At 65.0% G+C, this 15342-nt stretch carries 13 protein-coding genes; 6 read left to right on the forward strand and 7 right to left on the reverse strand.

The annotated features are described in order from the left end of the window. The first annotated feature begins 65 nt into the window (after positions 1-65). Positions 66-1253: a M20 aminoacylase family protein gene (locus DFS13_RS29330; RefSeq protein WP_062886024.1), complete on the forward strand. Its 1188-nt coding sequence runs from the start codon at positions 66-68 to the stop codon at positions 1251-1253. A gap of 105 nt (positions 1254-1358) precedes the next feature. On the opposite strand, the gene DFS13_RS29335 is transcribed toward DFS13_RS29330, so the two are convergent. Beyond that, positions 1359-2867, reverse strand: coding sequence for a diguanylate cyclase (locus DFS13_RS29335; protein WP_111442441.1), 1509 nt, complete (start codon positions 2865-2867; stop codon positions 1359-1361). Between the two features lie 325 nt (positions 2868-3192). Between DFS13_RS29335 and DFS13_RS29340 the strand changes: the two genes are divergently transcribed. After that, positions 3193-4488 carry an MFS transporter gene (locus DFS13_RS29340; protein WP_111442442.1) on the forward strand — a complete coding sequence of 432 codons (1296 nt, stop codon included), beginning with the start codon at positions 3193-3195 and terminating at the stop codon, positions 4486-4488. Between the two features lie 58 nt (positions 4489-4546). After that, entirely contained in the window at positions 4547-5329 is a 783-nt protein-coding gene (locus DFS13_RS29345; protein WP_006481888.1) for a substrate-binding domain-containing protein, read from the forward strand. Positions 5330-5353: 24 nt separating this feature from the next. On the opposite strand, the gene dctA is transcribed toward DFS13_RS29345, so the two are convergent. The 3 genes from dctA to DFS13_RS29360 all read right to left on the reverse strand — a co-directional run bounded on the left by dctA (position 5354) and on the right by DFS13_RS29360 (position 7987). Further along, the gene (dctA, locus tag DFS13_RS29350; protein WP_111442443.1) at positions 5354-6682 is read right to left on the reverse strand and encodes a C4-dicarboxylate transporter DctA; all 1329 of its coding nucleotides are present in this window, start codon (positions 6680-6682) and stop codon (positions 5354-5356) included. Between the two features lie 34 nt (positions 6683-6716). Beyond that, positions 6717-7640, reverse strand: coding sequence for a LysR family transcriptional regulator (locus tag DFS13_RS29355; RefSeq protein WP_006481880.1), 924 nt, complete (start codon positions 7638-7640; stop codon positions 6717-6719). A 155-nt stretch (positions 7641-7795) separates the two neighbouring features. Further along, positions 7796-7987 (reverse strand): hypothetical protein, encoded by a 192-nt coding sequence (locus tag DFS13_RS29360; RefSeq protein ID WP_059722993.1) that lies wholly within the window; start codon positions 7985-7987, stop codon positions 7796-7798. Between the two features lie 559 nt (positions 7988-8546). On the opposite strand from DFS13_RS29360, the gene DFS13_RS29365 reads away from it, so the two are divergent. The 3 genes from DFS13_RS29365 (at position 8547) to DFS13_RS29375 (ending at position 13080) form a co-directional block, all read left to right on the forward strand. Further along, positions 8547-10691 carry a polysaccharide deacetylase family protein gene (locus DFS13_RS29365; RefSeq protein WP_111442444.1) on the forward strand — a complete coding sequence of 715 codons (2145 nt, stop codon included), beginning with the start codon at positions 8547-8549 and terminating at the stop codon, positions 10689-10691. 33 nt (positions 10692-10724) lie between these two features. Beyond that, positions 10725-11960, forward strand: coding sequence for a S53 family peptidase (locus DFS13_RS29370; protein WP_006498174.1), 1236 nt, complete (start codon positions 10725-10727; stop codon positions 11958-11960). Between the two features lie 106 nt (positions 11961-12066). Continuing rightward, positions 12067-13080: a hypothetical protein gene (locus tag DFS13_RS29375; protein WP_006498175.1), complete on the forward strand. Its 1014-nt coding sequence runs from the start codon at positions 12067-12069 to the stop codon at positions 13078-13080. A gap of 179 nt (positions 13081-13259) precedes the next feature. Here the strand turns inward: DFS13_RS29375 and DFS13_RS29380 are convergent, their stop codons facing one another. The 3 genes from DFS13_RS29380 to DFS13_RS40940 form a co-directional block, all read right to left on the reverse strand. Next, positions 13260-13574 carry a helicase gene (locus tag DFS13_RS29380; protein ID WP_111442445.1) on the reverse strand — a complete coding sequence of 105 codons (315 nt, stop codon included), beginning with the start codon at positions 13572-13574 and terminating at the stop codon, positions 13260-13262. A gap of 790 nt (positions 13575-14364) precedes the next feature. Further along, positions 14365-14745, reverse strand: a complete 381-nt coding sequence (locus DFS13_RS40935; RefSeq protein ID WP_241308644.1) for a fimbrial protein — start codon at positions 14743-14745, stop codon at positions 14365-14367. Between the two features lie 137 nt (positions 14746-14882). Next, positions 14883-15248 carry a hypothetical protein gene (locus DFS13_RS40940; protein WP_241308643.1) on the reverse strand — a complete coding sequence of 122 codons (366 nt, stop codon included), beginning with the start codon at positions 15246-15248 and terminating at the stop codon, positions 14883-14885. Positions 15249-15342 lie beyond the last annotated feature (94 nt).

The raw sequence follows: 15342 nt of genomic DNA on the forward strand, positions 1-15342 counted from the left end.
GCCGCCGCGCGCGACACGCGCCGGCATGACGGCTGCAAGCCCGCTACTTTCCGAAGGTGCCTAAATTGGACAACCCCGTCACTCCCGTCCCGTCGCTGCACGCGCATCACGCGCACTGGGCAAAGCTGCGCCGCGACCTGCATGCGCATCCCGAGTTGCGATTCGAAGAACACCGGACCGCCGACGTCGTCGCCCGCGAGCTGGAGGCGCTCGGCTATGCGGTGTCGCGCGGGCTCGGCGGCACGGGCGTCGTCGCGAGCCTGCCCGGCACGGACCCGCGCCGCGGCATCGTGCTGCGCGCCGATCTGGACGCATTGCCGATCCACGAAGCCAACGACTTCGCGCATGCATCGTGCACGCACGGAATCATGCACGCGTGCGGCCATGACGGCCATACCGTGATGTTGCTCGGCGCCGCGCGCGTGCTGAAGGCAATGCCGCAGTTGCCCGGCACCGTCCATTTCGTGTTTCAGCCGGGCGAAGAGGGCGGCGCGGGCGCGCGCCGGATGATCGACGACGGGCTGTTCGAGCGATACCCGACGGAAGCGGTATTCGGCATGCACAACTGGCCCGGGTTGCCGGCCGGGCATTTCGGATTGCGTACCGGCCCGATCATGGCCGCCGGCTCGCGCTTCAGGATCACGGTCACGGGCAAGGGCGCGCACGCGGCGCAGCCGCATCTGGGCATCGATCCCGTGCCGCTCGCGTGCTCGATGGTGCTGCAGTGCCAGACCATCGCCGCGCGGCACAAGGACCCGGTGGACCCCGCGGTCATTTCCGTCTGCATGTTCCATGCGGGCACGACCGACAACGTGATTCCCGACACCGCCGAGCTGCGCGGCACGATTCGCACGTTGTCGTCGGCATTGCAGCAGCAGTTGCAGCGCGACGTGCGGCTTGCGTGCGAGGGGTTGGCGCATGCGTATGGTGCGCAGGTCGACGTCGAGTTTTTTCAGTACTATCCGGCGACGGTCAATACGCCGGCCGAGACGGCGCTGTGCGAAGCGGTGATTCGCGCGACGTTCGGCGACGAACGCCTGTCCCGCGACGTGCCGCCGAACATGACGTCCGAAGACTTCGGCTTCATGCTGGAGGAGCGGCCGGGCGCGTACGTGCTGATCGGCAATGCGCAGGACGGCGCGACGGCACCATCGCTGCATCATCCGAAATACGACTTCAACGACGACATCATTCCGGCCGGGGTCCGGTACTGGGTCGAGCTGGCGCAGCATTACTTCATGCGCTCGTCGTGATGCGTCGGGGCGGGGGGAGGACCGGTTGACGGCTGGTCTGTCGGGCGTCGTCTGGTCGCGGCGCACCGCCAGGCGAACGCCACGCGCCGATGCCTTTTCCCCGCTTCACGCCGGCTGCGCCTGCGCGCGACACACACGATTCCTTCCTTCGCGCTTCGCTCGGTAGAGCGCCATGTCCGCGTCGTGCGTCAGCGCATGCACCGACACATGCCGTGCGCGCCGGCTGGTCGCGCAGCCGATGCTGACGGTGAAGGGCGGAACCGTTTCCGCAAACCCGTCGAGCCGGTTGCGTTCGACTTCGCGGCGAATCGCGTCGGCGACCCGCGCGGCCCCGTTTTCATCGGTATCCGGCAACACCGCGACGAACTCCTCGCCGCCGTAGCGCGCGGCGAGGTCGCCGCGCCGCCGCGTATGCGCGCGGATGCATTCGGCGAGAAAGCGCAGCGCCGTGTCGCCCAGCGCGTGCCCGTGCCGGTCGTTGTACTGCTTGAAGTGATCGGCGTCGATGAACAGCACCGAGAGGCTGCCGCCGCTGCCGCGCTGCAGCCGTTCCCATTCGTCGGCCAGCGCGGTATCGAGCGCGCGGCGATTGTGCAGCCCGGTCAGCGGATCGGTGCGGGTGAGGTCGGTCAGCAGCGTCTGCTTGCGGAAGTTGTCCCGCAATGCGAAGGCCAGCAGCCAGACCACCGCGCAGAACGATGCGCCGATCACGGATGCCGACACGCCGACCGTCCACGACAGGCGCCGGATGCCGGCCAGCACGTCGCTTTCGGCCGGCGCGACGACCGCGATCAGCGGGGTGCCCGGTATCCGCTGGTAGGTATACAACCGCATGGTGCCGTCGATGCTCGATCGCGCGGGATAGAAGCCCGATTCGCTGTTCACCATCCGCTTGAAGGATGTCGAACGACGCAGGCGGCTCATCTGGCCGTCGTTCAACGACGGATTTCTCGCGAGGATCGTGCCGTCCGCGCGCACGATCGCGCTGACCCCGTTCGGCCCGACATCGAGGCGGGACAGAAGCTGCTCGAAATAGGCGAGATCGATGGCGACGACCGCGATCCCGTCGAACCCGTGATCCGGCCGCTCGATGCGCCGCGACAGCGCGATGGACTCCTTGTCGCCGCGCGAGCGCGCGCGATACGGCTGGGAGACGTAGAGACCGAGATTGTCCGCATCGCGATGGACCTTGAAGTAATCGCGATCGCTGAAGTCCCAGCGATGGGTCGCGCTGCAGCAGCCGTCGATCAACCGGCCGTGCCGGTCGGTCACGCCCATGCCGGTCACGTACTGCGTCGCGGTGCGCTCGAACAGCAGGTCGTGCCGCAATCCGGCGTCCATCCGCTGTACGGACGGCTTGCCGAGATCGACGGTCAGCGCGATCAGCGCGTTGTTCGACGTTTCGACCGTCCTCGAGATCTGGCTCGCCAGCACGGCCGCAACGTTGCGCGACGTCTCGTGCGCGTGCTCGACGACCTCGCTGCGCGCGGCCCACAGCGTCACCGCGCTGATCCCGAGCGCCGCGAGCGACATCAGCGTGCCCAACGCACCGACGACGAGCGGGTTGCGTCCGGCCCAGTCGGCGATTTTCTCGATCGAAGTGAATGCGGGCATGCTCGCGCTCGTTTGGGACGCCGGCTGCAATGGCGCCGGCGCGGGTCAAATTCTCGTTAACGGCACGGTTAACAAAAAATCGAGGCCCGCGTGGTGGCCCGCCGACGATGGCGGCATCGCACGGCGACGCAAACGTATGCGGCCTCGCAGCGAGATGCCCGATCGCCATCCGGACCTGCGCAGCGTCTGCCAATTGATAACGACACTGCATCAATCGTTCCAAAAATCGCACTTATCGTTTGAGCGATACCGCGCCAACATGCCGGAAAACGACAATCAGACCAGTCCCTCCCGCGTATTCCAGGATTTTCAGGAGACACCCTCGATGCATCCCTCGTCCAGCCTTCCGGCCGAACGCTCGAAGGCCGCCGCGATCTTTCGCGTCACGGCCGGCAATTTTCTCGAGCAGTTCGACTTCTTCCTGTTCGGCTTCTACGCCACGCAGATCGCCAACGTCTTCTTCCCCGCGCAAAGCGAGTTCGCGTCGTTGATGATGACCTTCGCCGTGTTCGGCGCCGGCTTCCTGATGCGGCCGCTGGGTGCGATCGTGCTCGGCGCGTACATCGACGAGGTCGGCCGCCGCAAGGGCCTGATCGTCACGCTGTCCATCATGGCGAGCGGCACCATCCTGATCGCGTTCGTGCCGGGCTACGCGACGATCGGGCTGCTGGCGCCCGTGCTCGTGCTGATCGGCCGGCTGCTGCAGGGCTTCTCCGCAGGCGCCGAACTGGGCGGCGTCTCGGTCTATCTGGCCGAGCTGGCGACGCCCGGCCGCAAGGGCTTCTTCACGAGCTGGCAATCGGCGAGCCAGCAGGTGGCGATCGTCATCGCGGCGGCCCTCGGTTTCGCGCTCAATCAGTGGCTGAGCGCATCGCAGATCGCCGCCTGGGGATGGCGCGTGCCGTTCTTCGTCGGCTGCATGATCGTGCCGTTCATCTTCATGCTGCGCCGCAACCTGGAGGAAACCCAGGAATTCAAGGCACGCAAGCATCGTCCGGGCATGAAGGAAGTGTTCGGTACGCTGGTCCAGAACTGGGGCGTCGTGGTCGCCGGCATGATGCTGGTCGCGATGACCACCACGAGCTTCTATCTGATCACCGTCTACGCGCCGACCTTCGGCAAGACGGTGCTGCACCTGAGCACCGCCGACAGCCTGCTCGTGACGCTCTGCGTCGGCGTGTCGAACTTCGTGTGGCTGCCGATCGGCGGCGCGCTGTCCGACCGGATCGGCCGCCGGCCGCTGCTGGTCGGCATGACGATGCTCACCGTCTTGACCGCCTACCCGGCGCTGTCGTTCCTTGCGCACGCGCCGTCGTTCGCCCACATGCTGATCGTGCTGCTCTGGCTCTCGTTCATGTACGGCATCTACAACGGTGCGATGGTCGTCGCGCTCACGGAGGTGATGCCGGTGCAGGTGCGGGTCGCGGGCTTCTCGCTCGCCTACAGCCTCGCGACGGCCGTGTTCGGGGGCTTCACGCCGGCCATCTCGACCGGGCTCATTCACATGACCGGCGACAAGGCCGCACCGGGCTACTGGATGAGCTTCGCCGCGGTGTGCGCGCTGCTGGCGACGTTCGCGCTCTATCGCCGGCACGCCGCGACGTTGACGCCGGCGCATTGATGTCCGGCCCGGCCGGAACGTTCATCCCACCCACGCATTCGTACGACCACGACCAACCATGAGAAATCTGCTCCTGAAATGCTGCGCGACCGCGCTCGTCGCCACCGCGGCGGTGGCGGCCAACGTCCAGGCCGCCGAGCTGCACGTGATGAGCTCGGGCGGCTTCACCGCCGCCTACAAGGTGCTCGGCCCCCGGTTCGCGTCGACGACCGGCAATACGCTCGACACCGCGCTGGGTCCGTCGATGGGCAAGTCGCCCGAAGCGATTCCGAACCGGCTCGCGCGCGGCGAGCCCGCCGACGCCGTCATCATGGTCGGCTACGCGCTGGACGATCTGATCAAGCAGGGCAAGGTGATCCCGGGGTCCCGCGTCGATCTGGCCGACTCGCGCATCGGCATGGTCGTGCGCGACGGCGCGGCCAAACCCGACATCAGCACGGCCGAAGGCCTCAAGCAGGTGCTGCTGCACGCGAAGTCGATCGCCTATTCGGACAGCGCGAGCGGCGTGTATATCGAGCGCGAACTGTTCAAGAAGCTCGGCATCGACGAGCAGGTGAAGTCGAAGGCGAAGATGATCCCGCGGATTCCGGTGGCGTCGGTGGTCGCGAACGGCGACTACGAAATCGGCTTCCAGCAGGTCAGCGAGCTGCTGCCCGTCAAGGGGGCGACCTTCGTCGGCAAGATTCCCGAATCGCTGCAATCCGTCACGCGCTTCGCCGCCGGCATCCCGGTCGGCGCGCAGCATCCGCAGGAAGCGAAGGCGTTGCTCGACTATCTCGCATCGCCCGACGTGCAGGGCGACGTGAAATCGACCGGGCTCGATTCGGTTTCGGCTCATTGAGCCGGAGAGACGGGAAGGCTTGGGTCAGCGTACCTTCCCGTCCCCGCCCGCATGAGCCGCGATACCGTCTTCATCGACTCCGTTCGGCGAGGCCGGCCCGGCCATCGCGAGCGTCCGCACAAGCCGCGCACGATCGCACGCCCCTTCCCACGACGACACGAAAATCACCGCGCACGCATTGCTGATCACGCTGGTCAGCGCGCGCGCCTCCGACATGAAGCGGTCGATCCCGACCAGCAGCGCCACGCCGGCGACCGGGAGGTCGGGCATCACGGCGAGCGTCGCGACCAGCGCGACGAGCCCGCTGCCGGACACGCCGGCCGCCCCCTTCGACGTGAGCAGCATGATCGCGAGCATCGTCGCGATCTGCGACGCGGAAAGGGGAACGTCGCACGCCTGCGCGATGAACAACGCCGCGAGCGTCAGGTAGATCGCGGTACCGTCCAGATTGAACGAATAGCCGGCCGGCAGCACGAGGCCGACGACGCCCTTGTCGCAGCCGAGCGCTTCCAGCTTGACGATCATGCGCGGCAGGACCGGCTCCGTGGACGAGGTCGCGAGGACGATGAGCAACTCTTCGCGCAGGTAGCGCAACAGCCGCCACAGCGCGAAGCCGTGCAGTCGCGCGAGCGGTGCGAGCACGCCCGCGACGAACAGCACGCAGGCCACGTAGAAGGCCATCATCAGCTTCGCCAGCGAGCCGACCGAGCCGATGCCGAAGCGGCCCACCGTGAAGGCCATCGCACCAAATGCGCCGAGCGGCGCGAGCCGCATGATCATCGCGAGCACGCGAAAGACGACCTCGGCGAAGCCGTCGATCAGCGCGAGGACGGGCCGGCCGGCCCGCGGGTGCGCGTTCAGCGAGAAGCCGAACAACAGCGACAGCAGCAACACCGGCAACACTTCGCCGTTCGCGAACGCGCCGAGCATCGTGTCCGGGATCACGCCGAGCGCGAACGCCACGAGCCCGTGCGGCGCCGCATGCTTCACATACGGGGCGAGGAGGCTCGCATCGAGGTGATGGACATCGATGTGCATGCCGGCGCCCGGTTGCAGCACGTACGCGGTGACGAGCCCGAGCGCGAGCGCGGCGGCGGTCAATAGATAGAAGAGCGCGAGCGCCCGCACGATCGTGCGGCCGATGGCCTGCCCGTTCGACAGCGACGTGATGCCCGACACGATCGTGCAGAAGACGATCGGCGCGATGGTCATCTTCACCAGCGCGACGAACGCGTCGCTGAGCGGCTTGAGCATCGCGCCCGCCGCCGGCCACACGTGGCCGATGCCCATGCCGAGCATCATCGCGAGCAGGACCTGCACGTACAGCGATTTGAGCAGCCGGGCCCGCCTCACGATGCGGTCGTCCTTCGTTTCCGTTCCGGCGCCGTCATGCCGATGTACCGCTGTCGGCGGTGCTGCCGCGCTTCGCGTCGACGACCATCCGGTGAAACGCCTCGGCGGCGGGCGTCAGCGCGCGCCCGCGCCGCTTGACGATGCCCACGCGCCGTTTGACGACCGGTTCGACGAGCGGCACGCTCGTGATGACAGGGTGGTCGTGCCCCGGCATCGCCATCGACGGCACCGCGGCGACGCCGAGCCCCGCCTCGATCAGCCCGAGCAGGGTCGTGACGTGGCGCGTCTCGCAGACGCTCGGCGTGCGCGGCGCGACGGCCGCCAGCGCCTGGTCGAGCAGCAGGCGGTTACCGGACGTCTTGTCCACCGATACGTAATCGTGCGCGTAGAGTTCGTTCCAGGTCACGCGTTTCTTGCGCGCGAGCGGATGGTCGCGGCGGCAGGCGGCGACGAACCGTTCCTGGAGCAACACCTTGAACTCGATCTCCGCCTCCTGGCTGCCGATGAAGCTCACGCCGAAATCCGCCTCGCCGCTGATCACCGCGCCGAGCACCTCGTTCGCGCTGGCGTCGAGCAGTTTCACGCGGATGCGCGGAAAACGCTGATGATAGCGGGCGATGATGGGCGGCAGGAAGTAGTAGGCGACCGACGGTACGCAGGCGATCGTCACATGGCCGAGGCGGCTCGATGACACGTCGCGGATGCCGAGCAGCGCGGCGTCGAGATCGTCGAGCAGTTGTTCGGCGCTCTGGGCGAACACGCGGCCGACGGTGGTGAGGGTCACGCGGCGCGTGGTGCGCTCGAAGAGCCGCACGCCGAGCGCGTCCTCGAGCTTGTCGATCCGGCGGCTCAATGCGGGCTGGGACAGGCTGATCGCATCGGCGGCCTTTCGGAAACTGCCCGTTTCCACGACCGCGCGAAACGCCTGCAAGTCCGTCAAATCGAAATTGATGCCCACGGGGTCACGCTCCGCCACTCGGATTTCAGATGCGGAGCATTTTGCATGATTCCGCCGGTAGCCGGCGGATTGCGTCGTTCGCGCGGCAGCGATGGCGCGGCGCGGTGTGCCGCGCGGCCGGCGGTAATCCCGCTGGCCGCGCCGCTTCCGGACACTCAGCGAGCCGGATCGGACGGAGGTTTCGTCTCGGACAGGTCGTCCTCGTGAACCTCCGCCTGGCGCACCGTGGTGCCGTCGTCGCCGGTTTCGGAAATATCGGTTTCGAAGGTCCGCTGCCCGTCGTCGGGCTTCTCCGCGGGCTTCGCGTCGCCGGTTTGCTTGCCTGTCTGTTGCTGTTGACGTGTCATCTCGCTCTCCTGATCGCAACCTGGAATGTTGCGCACCGTTCAGGCGAGCAAGGCGCGGGCCACGCCGGTGTTGCACGGCAGAATCATTTTCCGTTGATGCCCGGCGCGCTTGCCGATGCCCGACGCGGCCGGCAGCGAGCGCGAGCCCCGGCCGACACAGCGCCAAATAGCGTCACATCGTCCATCTTGCCCGCGGCCGTCGGCTTCGCTCCATTACGCGCGACATGCGCCGTATCGACGCTGCAACGTTTTGCGCTCGATTTTCGCGTCCCGGATGCTCGACCTTGCCCATGGCCGGCCCGACGGCGCGGTTGCGAGACTGGCACGTTGTTCGCTTCACCGGTCGTAGTGGGAACGATAGCCGCCGAGCACCCGTGATCGTCCGACCATTCGACGCGCATGCGTCGCGGGGTGTCCGACAACACGGCACGTTCGCGCTTCGCCGCCAGCCGACGGCGCCACCCGACCGACGCAGACCGCCCGCTGACGATGAGCGGGACGCGCGGGCCGTGACGCGTCGAGCATCGGCGGTCGTCCCACCTTCTACGGGGAGATAAAAATGTTGGCCAAGTCAATCCGGACCCTACGAGCCGTGCTGATCGTCTTCTCCGTTTGCCTGATGACGCTGGCACCCGGGCGGGCGAGCGCGCTGTCGAACCAGTTGCTGTTGCTGCTGCCGGACAACTTCACGCTGCCGGACCCGCGGGTGTCCGCGTGGCTCGATTCGGCGGCGGAAGAGGGGCTGCAGATCGCGCTGATCAGCGACACGCAATTCAAGCAGGGCGGCACGTCGCTGCAGCAGTACCAGGGCCTCATCCTGCCCGACCAGGTGCATACGGTCGCCGACGATACGCTCGTGAGCGCCATCCAGACCTACGCGTTGAACGGCGGGCGCGTGATGCTCGTCTATGATTTCGGCGTACTGAACGCGGCAGGCTTCTATCCGGCCGGGCAATCGCGCTTCAGCTCGATGGCCGGCGTCAACTACGTGCTCTACGATACGCTCGGCGGGAACATGATCGGCCTCGGCAGCGTGACCGGGATGGGCAGCACGTTGCGCGCGCTGCAGATTCCGCCCGGAAAGTCGATGACATGGCCTGGCACGACGGCGGCCGCGACCGCGTCGGCCACCACACTGTCGAGTACGTCGACCGGCTCGACGACGAATCCGCCGCTCTACCTGCAGCCGAGCACGTCGAACCCCGGCGGGCTTGCCGGTTACAACCATCAGGCGTACTTCACGTACAAGACGGTGAACGGACGCATGACCGGCGTGCCGCTGAATCTCGGGCGCGTGTCGACCGGCGCAAGGGTCGGCTCCGGATCGTACTGGCCGAGCTCGACGAGGCCGTCGTCGGCATCGACGTCGACATCGACGTCGATGAGTGGCGCGACGTCGTTCGCGAGCACGTCGCCCGCCGCGACGACCGATGTGCTCGAAGGAATCTCCGGCTACGTCTACGGTTTCCTCACCTATCCGAGCTACGTCACGCAAGGCACGTATACCGGCACGACGCTGCTGACGTCGCCGAATTTCGGGCTCGTCGCCGGCTATCAGGCGTATGGAAACGGCGGCGTGATGTTCGTCAACCTGCCACTTGCGTATCTCGACGGACAAACCGACAGCATGCCGATCCACGGCTTCCTGCGTTACTTCACGACGAACGTCCTGTCGATGCCGCGCCTGTCGCTGCAGCCGCGTGCCCAGGCCGGGATGGTCCTGAACTGGCACTTCTGCGCGGAGGACCAGATCCAGCCGGCGCAGTATCTGAAGAATTACGGTATCTGGAACAGCGGCCCGTATTCGATCGTGATGACGGCCGGCCCTGACGACGTGACGATCGGCGATGGTCTCGGCATCAACCTGACGAACAACACGCAGGCGAAGCAACTGGTCGCGTTCCTGCTCAAGCGCGGCCACAACGTCGGCAGCCACGGCGGCTGGGCGCACGACTACTGGGGGGCGAACGCCAGCGAAACCAACGCGAGCACGTTCACGCAGTACCTGGTGCTGAACCGCAATGCGGTGCAGTCGGTGACGGGCAAGCCGGACATCGAATGGGCGGCGCCGGAAGGCAATACGCCGACGTGGGCGGTGAACTGGCTCGAATCGAACGGTTACTCCGGCTACTACTTCACCGGCCATACCGGCAATGCGCAAACGCGTGCGTATCGCAACGGTTCGCTGCTGAATCCCGGCATCTGGGCGTTTCCGGTGATGCCGTTCGGCAAGTACGCGACGTTCGAGGAGTTCCAGGAGTTCGCGGTACCGACCGCGGACGTGCAGAACTGGTATCTGTCGCTGATGGATTTCGTCGTCGCGAACCGCACGAGCCGGCTGATCTACATGCATCCACTCGGCGCGTCGTGGTATCCGAACGTCGTCACGACAATCCTGAGCCGTGCCGCGTCGCTCGCGAAGACCGGCCAGTTCAAGTGGTTCACGATGGATCAGCTCACGCAGTTCGACCGGCGCCGTCTGCTCGTGAACTGGACGGCGACCGACACCGGCACCGGCTGGACGATCAGCGCGACGCACCCGAGCAGCCTGCAGGACATGACCTGGCTGCTGCCGAAGAGCACGTACCAGATGCCGAGCGTGAAAAGCGGAAGCGCAACGATCGTGAGCACCGATCCGGTCAACTGGCTGGTCATCGCGGGCACGGGCAAGTCGCTGTCGTTCACGAGCACGAAGGCGCATTGACGCGCGCCGGCGCCTTGATCAACGGGGAACATCATGAAGCGAGCTTCGTTTGCGCGTGCGCTGCGGATGCTGGTCGTTTCGGCGAGCATCGCGCTCTTGTGCGGCGTGTCGTTCGCCCAGTCCTCACCGCGCGCGCCGCGCGGGTTTGCACGGCCGCCGCTCCATCTGCACGGCGCCGCGAAACGGAATCCGGCCGGCCTGTCACCGCAGCAGATCCGCCGTTTCTACGGGTTCGATCAATTGCCGGCGCGCGGCTACGGTGGCGACGATCAGGTCGTCGCGATCGTCGATGCGTACGACAACCCGAACGTCGAGGCGGATCTGCGAACGTTCAGCCGCACGTTCGGCCTGCCGCCGTGCGCGTCGCCGCGCTGCTTCACGAAGGTGTACGCGACCGCCGACAAGCGTCCGCCGCCGCCCGACGCACTGTGGGCGCTCGAGAGTTCGCTCGACGTGCAGTGGGCGCACGCGATCGCACCGAATGCGCGGATCGTGCTGGTCGAAGCCGCATCGAGCTCGCTCGATGACCTGATGAGCGCGATCGCGCTCGCGACGAGTCCGGCCCCGGGCGGGGTCGGTGCGAAGGTCGTGTCGATCAGTTGGGGGACCGGGGAGTTCCTGGCCGAAACGCAATTCGACGGGCAGTTCGCCAGCGCGAACGGCGTGTCGTTCGTCGCAGCATCCGGCGACGGCGGCAACGGGATCGACTACCCGGCCGCGTCGCCGTACGTGCTGAGCGTCGGCGGCACGTCGATCGCGACCGATGCGAGCGGCGCCTATGCCGGCGAAACGGCATGGGCCGGCAGTGGCGGCGGACAGAGCGCCGTCGAGACGGAGCCGACGTATCAGTCGAACTTCCGGATTCCGTCGGATAGCCTCGGCTTGCGCGGGCTGCCCGACGTCGCCTATGACGCCGATCCGGCATCCGGCTTCGCGGTCTACGATTCGTACGGCTATGCGGGGCAGGGCGGGTGGTTCGTGGTCGGCGGCACGAGCGCGGGCGCACCGCAATGGTCCGCGTTGATCGCGATCGCGAACAGCTTGCGCATCGCGCACGGCAAGACGACGCTGAATGCGGTGAGCGCGCTCCAGACCGTGCTGTACGGGCTCGCCGCCAGCGCCTACGCGGCGAACTTCCGCGACATCGTCAGCGGTTCGAACGGCGCATGCGGCGCGCTTTGCACTGCGACAACCGGATACGACTACGTAACCGGCCTCGGGCGCCCGATGGCCGCCAATCTGGTCCAGGCGTTGATCGCCGCGCCGTGACGCGTACCGCAGCGGAAGAGCGCGGGCTGGCTCCATCCCTCGCGGCCTCCTATAATCGCCATCAGCTTGTCCGGGAAGTCGCGGTTATCAAGGCGAGGGAGGGCAAATGGGACCGTACCGTCGCATCTATTCGCGCGTCATCCTCACGAGTTCGATCGCCGGTCTGGCCATGCTTGCTGGCCCGGGCAACGCACATGCCGAGGACAGTGCGTCGAGCTTTCCGATCGACTTCAAGCCATCGGAAAGAACGATCAACGCCTATGCGGTGTATGGCGACGGACGCGCGACCGAGGGGGGCGACATGCATTGGCGCGCCTACGAAGTCGGCTTCGGCGACGTCCTGAACGACTACCTGTCGGTCTACCTCGCGTATCTGAACGAGGGGCATCCGCTGGATCACCACCGTGACGGCTTCGCCGCGCTGGGCTCGTTTCGTTGGCCGGTCGGCAGTCGCGTGGCGCTCGAACTGTCGGCCGGGCCGTATTTCAGCATGGACACCACGCATGTCGACAATCAGGCGCGCAATGAAAAGCGCTGGGGCGTGCGTGCGTCGGCAGCGGTGCGGTATTACCTCGTGCCCAATCGCTTCTTCCTCAAGCTGCAGTACAACCACGTCCAGATGTTCAGCGGATTCAATTCCGACGCGGTGCTGTTCGGCATCGGCTCGGATTTTGGCGGTGATCCTGGCCCGGCGCTGTCGGACGGCAAGACGCAGGTGAGCGTTTGGGCCGGGACGTCGCAGACGAACCGCCCCCAAGTACCGATCGAAAAGGGCTACATGATCGAAGTCAAACGACCGTTCGGCAATGCGTGGGCCTATTCGGCGAGCTTCGTGTACGAAGGCAACAATGGCGTCGCGGGCCGAAGGGGCGTGGCCGCGCAATTCTGGTACGTCGCGCCGATCAAGAGCAAATGGACGCTTTCGGCCGGTGTCGGTCCGTATCTGTCGCATGACCGGGACGAGGTCTCGCGCAAAACGAGGCTCAATGCGTTGCTCAGCGCGCTGGTGACCTATCAGGTCACGAACGATTGGGCGGCGAGCTTGCGCTTCAATCGCGTCGCAACCGGTAACAACAAGGACCAGGACATGTTCATGGTCGGCCTGGCGCGCAATTTCTGACGGTGTGACGTCCGCGACTTCCTCGGGCCGATCGACGATGCGCGTCCGACGCGAAGACGGCGCGGGTGTGTCGCGACCATCACGCGCGGCGGGCTTTTTCAAACCGCCGTTTGCCGTCAGTGTTATGTCGTCCTGCTTATCACGATCGCTCGAACGCTGACTTCCGTTCCGGCCGCCTTTTACGCGTCTTCCAGCCAGGGCATTTCCACGGGCGACACGATCAGTTGCCGGAATTCGCGCTTCAGATCGAAGATGAAGCCGACCAGAATCATGGAATCGGCGTAAGGAATCGGGAAAACATGCGGATTTTCCGGCGTACGCAACGGGCGCTCGGGCGTGTCCGCTGCCGCCGCGGCGTTCTCCCGAACGCTTTCCAGCTCGTCGGCCATGGCCGGGCCGTTGACTTTCAGCACACGGCTGCGCAGCTCGCTCAAGGGCTCGATACGCGCAGCGTCTTCGTGGTATTCGGGCACTTCGTAAACGAACCAGGACATTTTCGTCTCCTGTGAGAAGGGGCGCTATTCTAACGCTGCGCGCGGATCCGCTCGTGGCGCATGCCGCATCGGCGAATCCGGGGCGAGATCGGTGGTCAGTTCGCGTCGGAGATGGATCAGCGTGCCGACGCGATCAACCAGCGGAGCGTAGGGAGCCGAAAATACTTCCGCAACACGCACTCGCTTGCGCTCGGGTACGGCAATGGGCGCCTGGATTCTACAAGTGGTTCAACGACATGGCGATTGCGGTGTCAGGGACAGACACACAATCTCTGCCGATCGCAATGGTGACGTCGACAGGGGTGATATCCGTCCCCGCCCACCCCCGCGCTTACGCTGGGAGCCGGTGCTCGTAGTACGGCCGCTCGCGGTCGATCAGGATCTCGCGCAACTGCGCGCGCCGGCTTGGATCCGGTGCGAGCAACGCGTCCACGTTCGAAGATTTTTAATGGCGACAGATAAATCTGTCGTGGCCGACCGCCGCCACGTCCGGCGGTGGGTCATCGGTGATCGCCGCGAACGACCATGAGTCATCGTCGCCCGGAATCTCGGTACGCGTCCACTGACAGGCGACTTGCATGGGCCGTGGGGACTCGGGTTGTAGCCCACCATCGCGTTGTGGACTTCGTCTTCTTGCTCGCTTTGAGCGCGACAGCGTGTTGGTTTTCAATCGCGGTGGACATGATTGTACTGCCCACCGCGAAGCAGCAGCCCTGCCGTTTGTCACATTCGATCTCATGTAACGACGAAATGCGCTGGCAGGGTCCCTCTATTGGAGTACTCTGAATGATTAAAGATAATTGAGAAGGACGACCATCATTGCATTCACAAGGCCCGGTTGCATGATTGGCGCCGTCTGAATGTAGGATGCCGACATCCGAATCGCATAGCTGCCACCGGTAGAGCGATCGTAATCTGTGAGTGGAAGCGAAATCTCGAATGGTACGGCACGCCCGCCTTCATCTGCCACCTTTACACCGATTCCGGATGCGGTCGCGCCAGGCGCAGGCTGCAACGTCCCCGGCATTCCCGACACAGGTCTCTGGGCGGGATGCAACTCATATCTAATCCGATTGAAACCTGCCGGACAATTGTTGATGCGTATCACAAATGAAGTTTCCCCTGATGTTGAGTCAATACCGTTGAATCGTGCGAGATTGGTCGTAGACATCTGAATTGTCTGTTCAGGAACATTACACGAACCGGCGATAGCGTGGATGCTTCCGGCCAGATAGATAGATTAATTTCCGCCAAGGATCCCATCTTTATATCTCAGAATGTAATACGCATTAAATGAGCGCTGACGAATCACCCGATCGGAATAGGAGCATTATTTTTTATCAATTGAAATTCGCCGCTAGTCGCGAAACGCTCCGAAAATCCATCGCCAACAACTCGGCCGTCTAGTTTCACCAAAACCGACACGCCTGATACGTTGGTTTCAAGCACATCTCCAGAACCGCCACCTTCCGAAAAGCTCCCTTTGTTGTAGCGGATCACTTGCGTAATATCGCAAACAACTTTGCCGCACAAATCGTAGGGTGTGAACATGTGCCGGGAAAATGCGGCGCCGACAGCAATGCTGGTCGGTGACGCGATTTCCGAATTTCCGAAAGCATAAATATTTTTCGCCATGCCATGGGGTAGATTGCCAAATACAGCAAATGCAACCACTAGGGAAACGCTGATTTATTCGGCTCGGCGGTCATCGCAGACGTAGCCGAGGACGTTTAGAAGACAGCTCACGGAACGGACCCACGACGATGAA

It is taken from the genome of Burkholderia sp. 28_3, assembly GCF_003253915.1.
Taxonomy (GTDB): Bacteria; Pseudomonadota; Gammaproteobacteria; order Burkholderiales; family Burkholderiaceae; genus Burkholderia; species Burkholderia cenocepacia.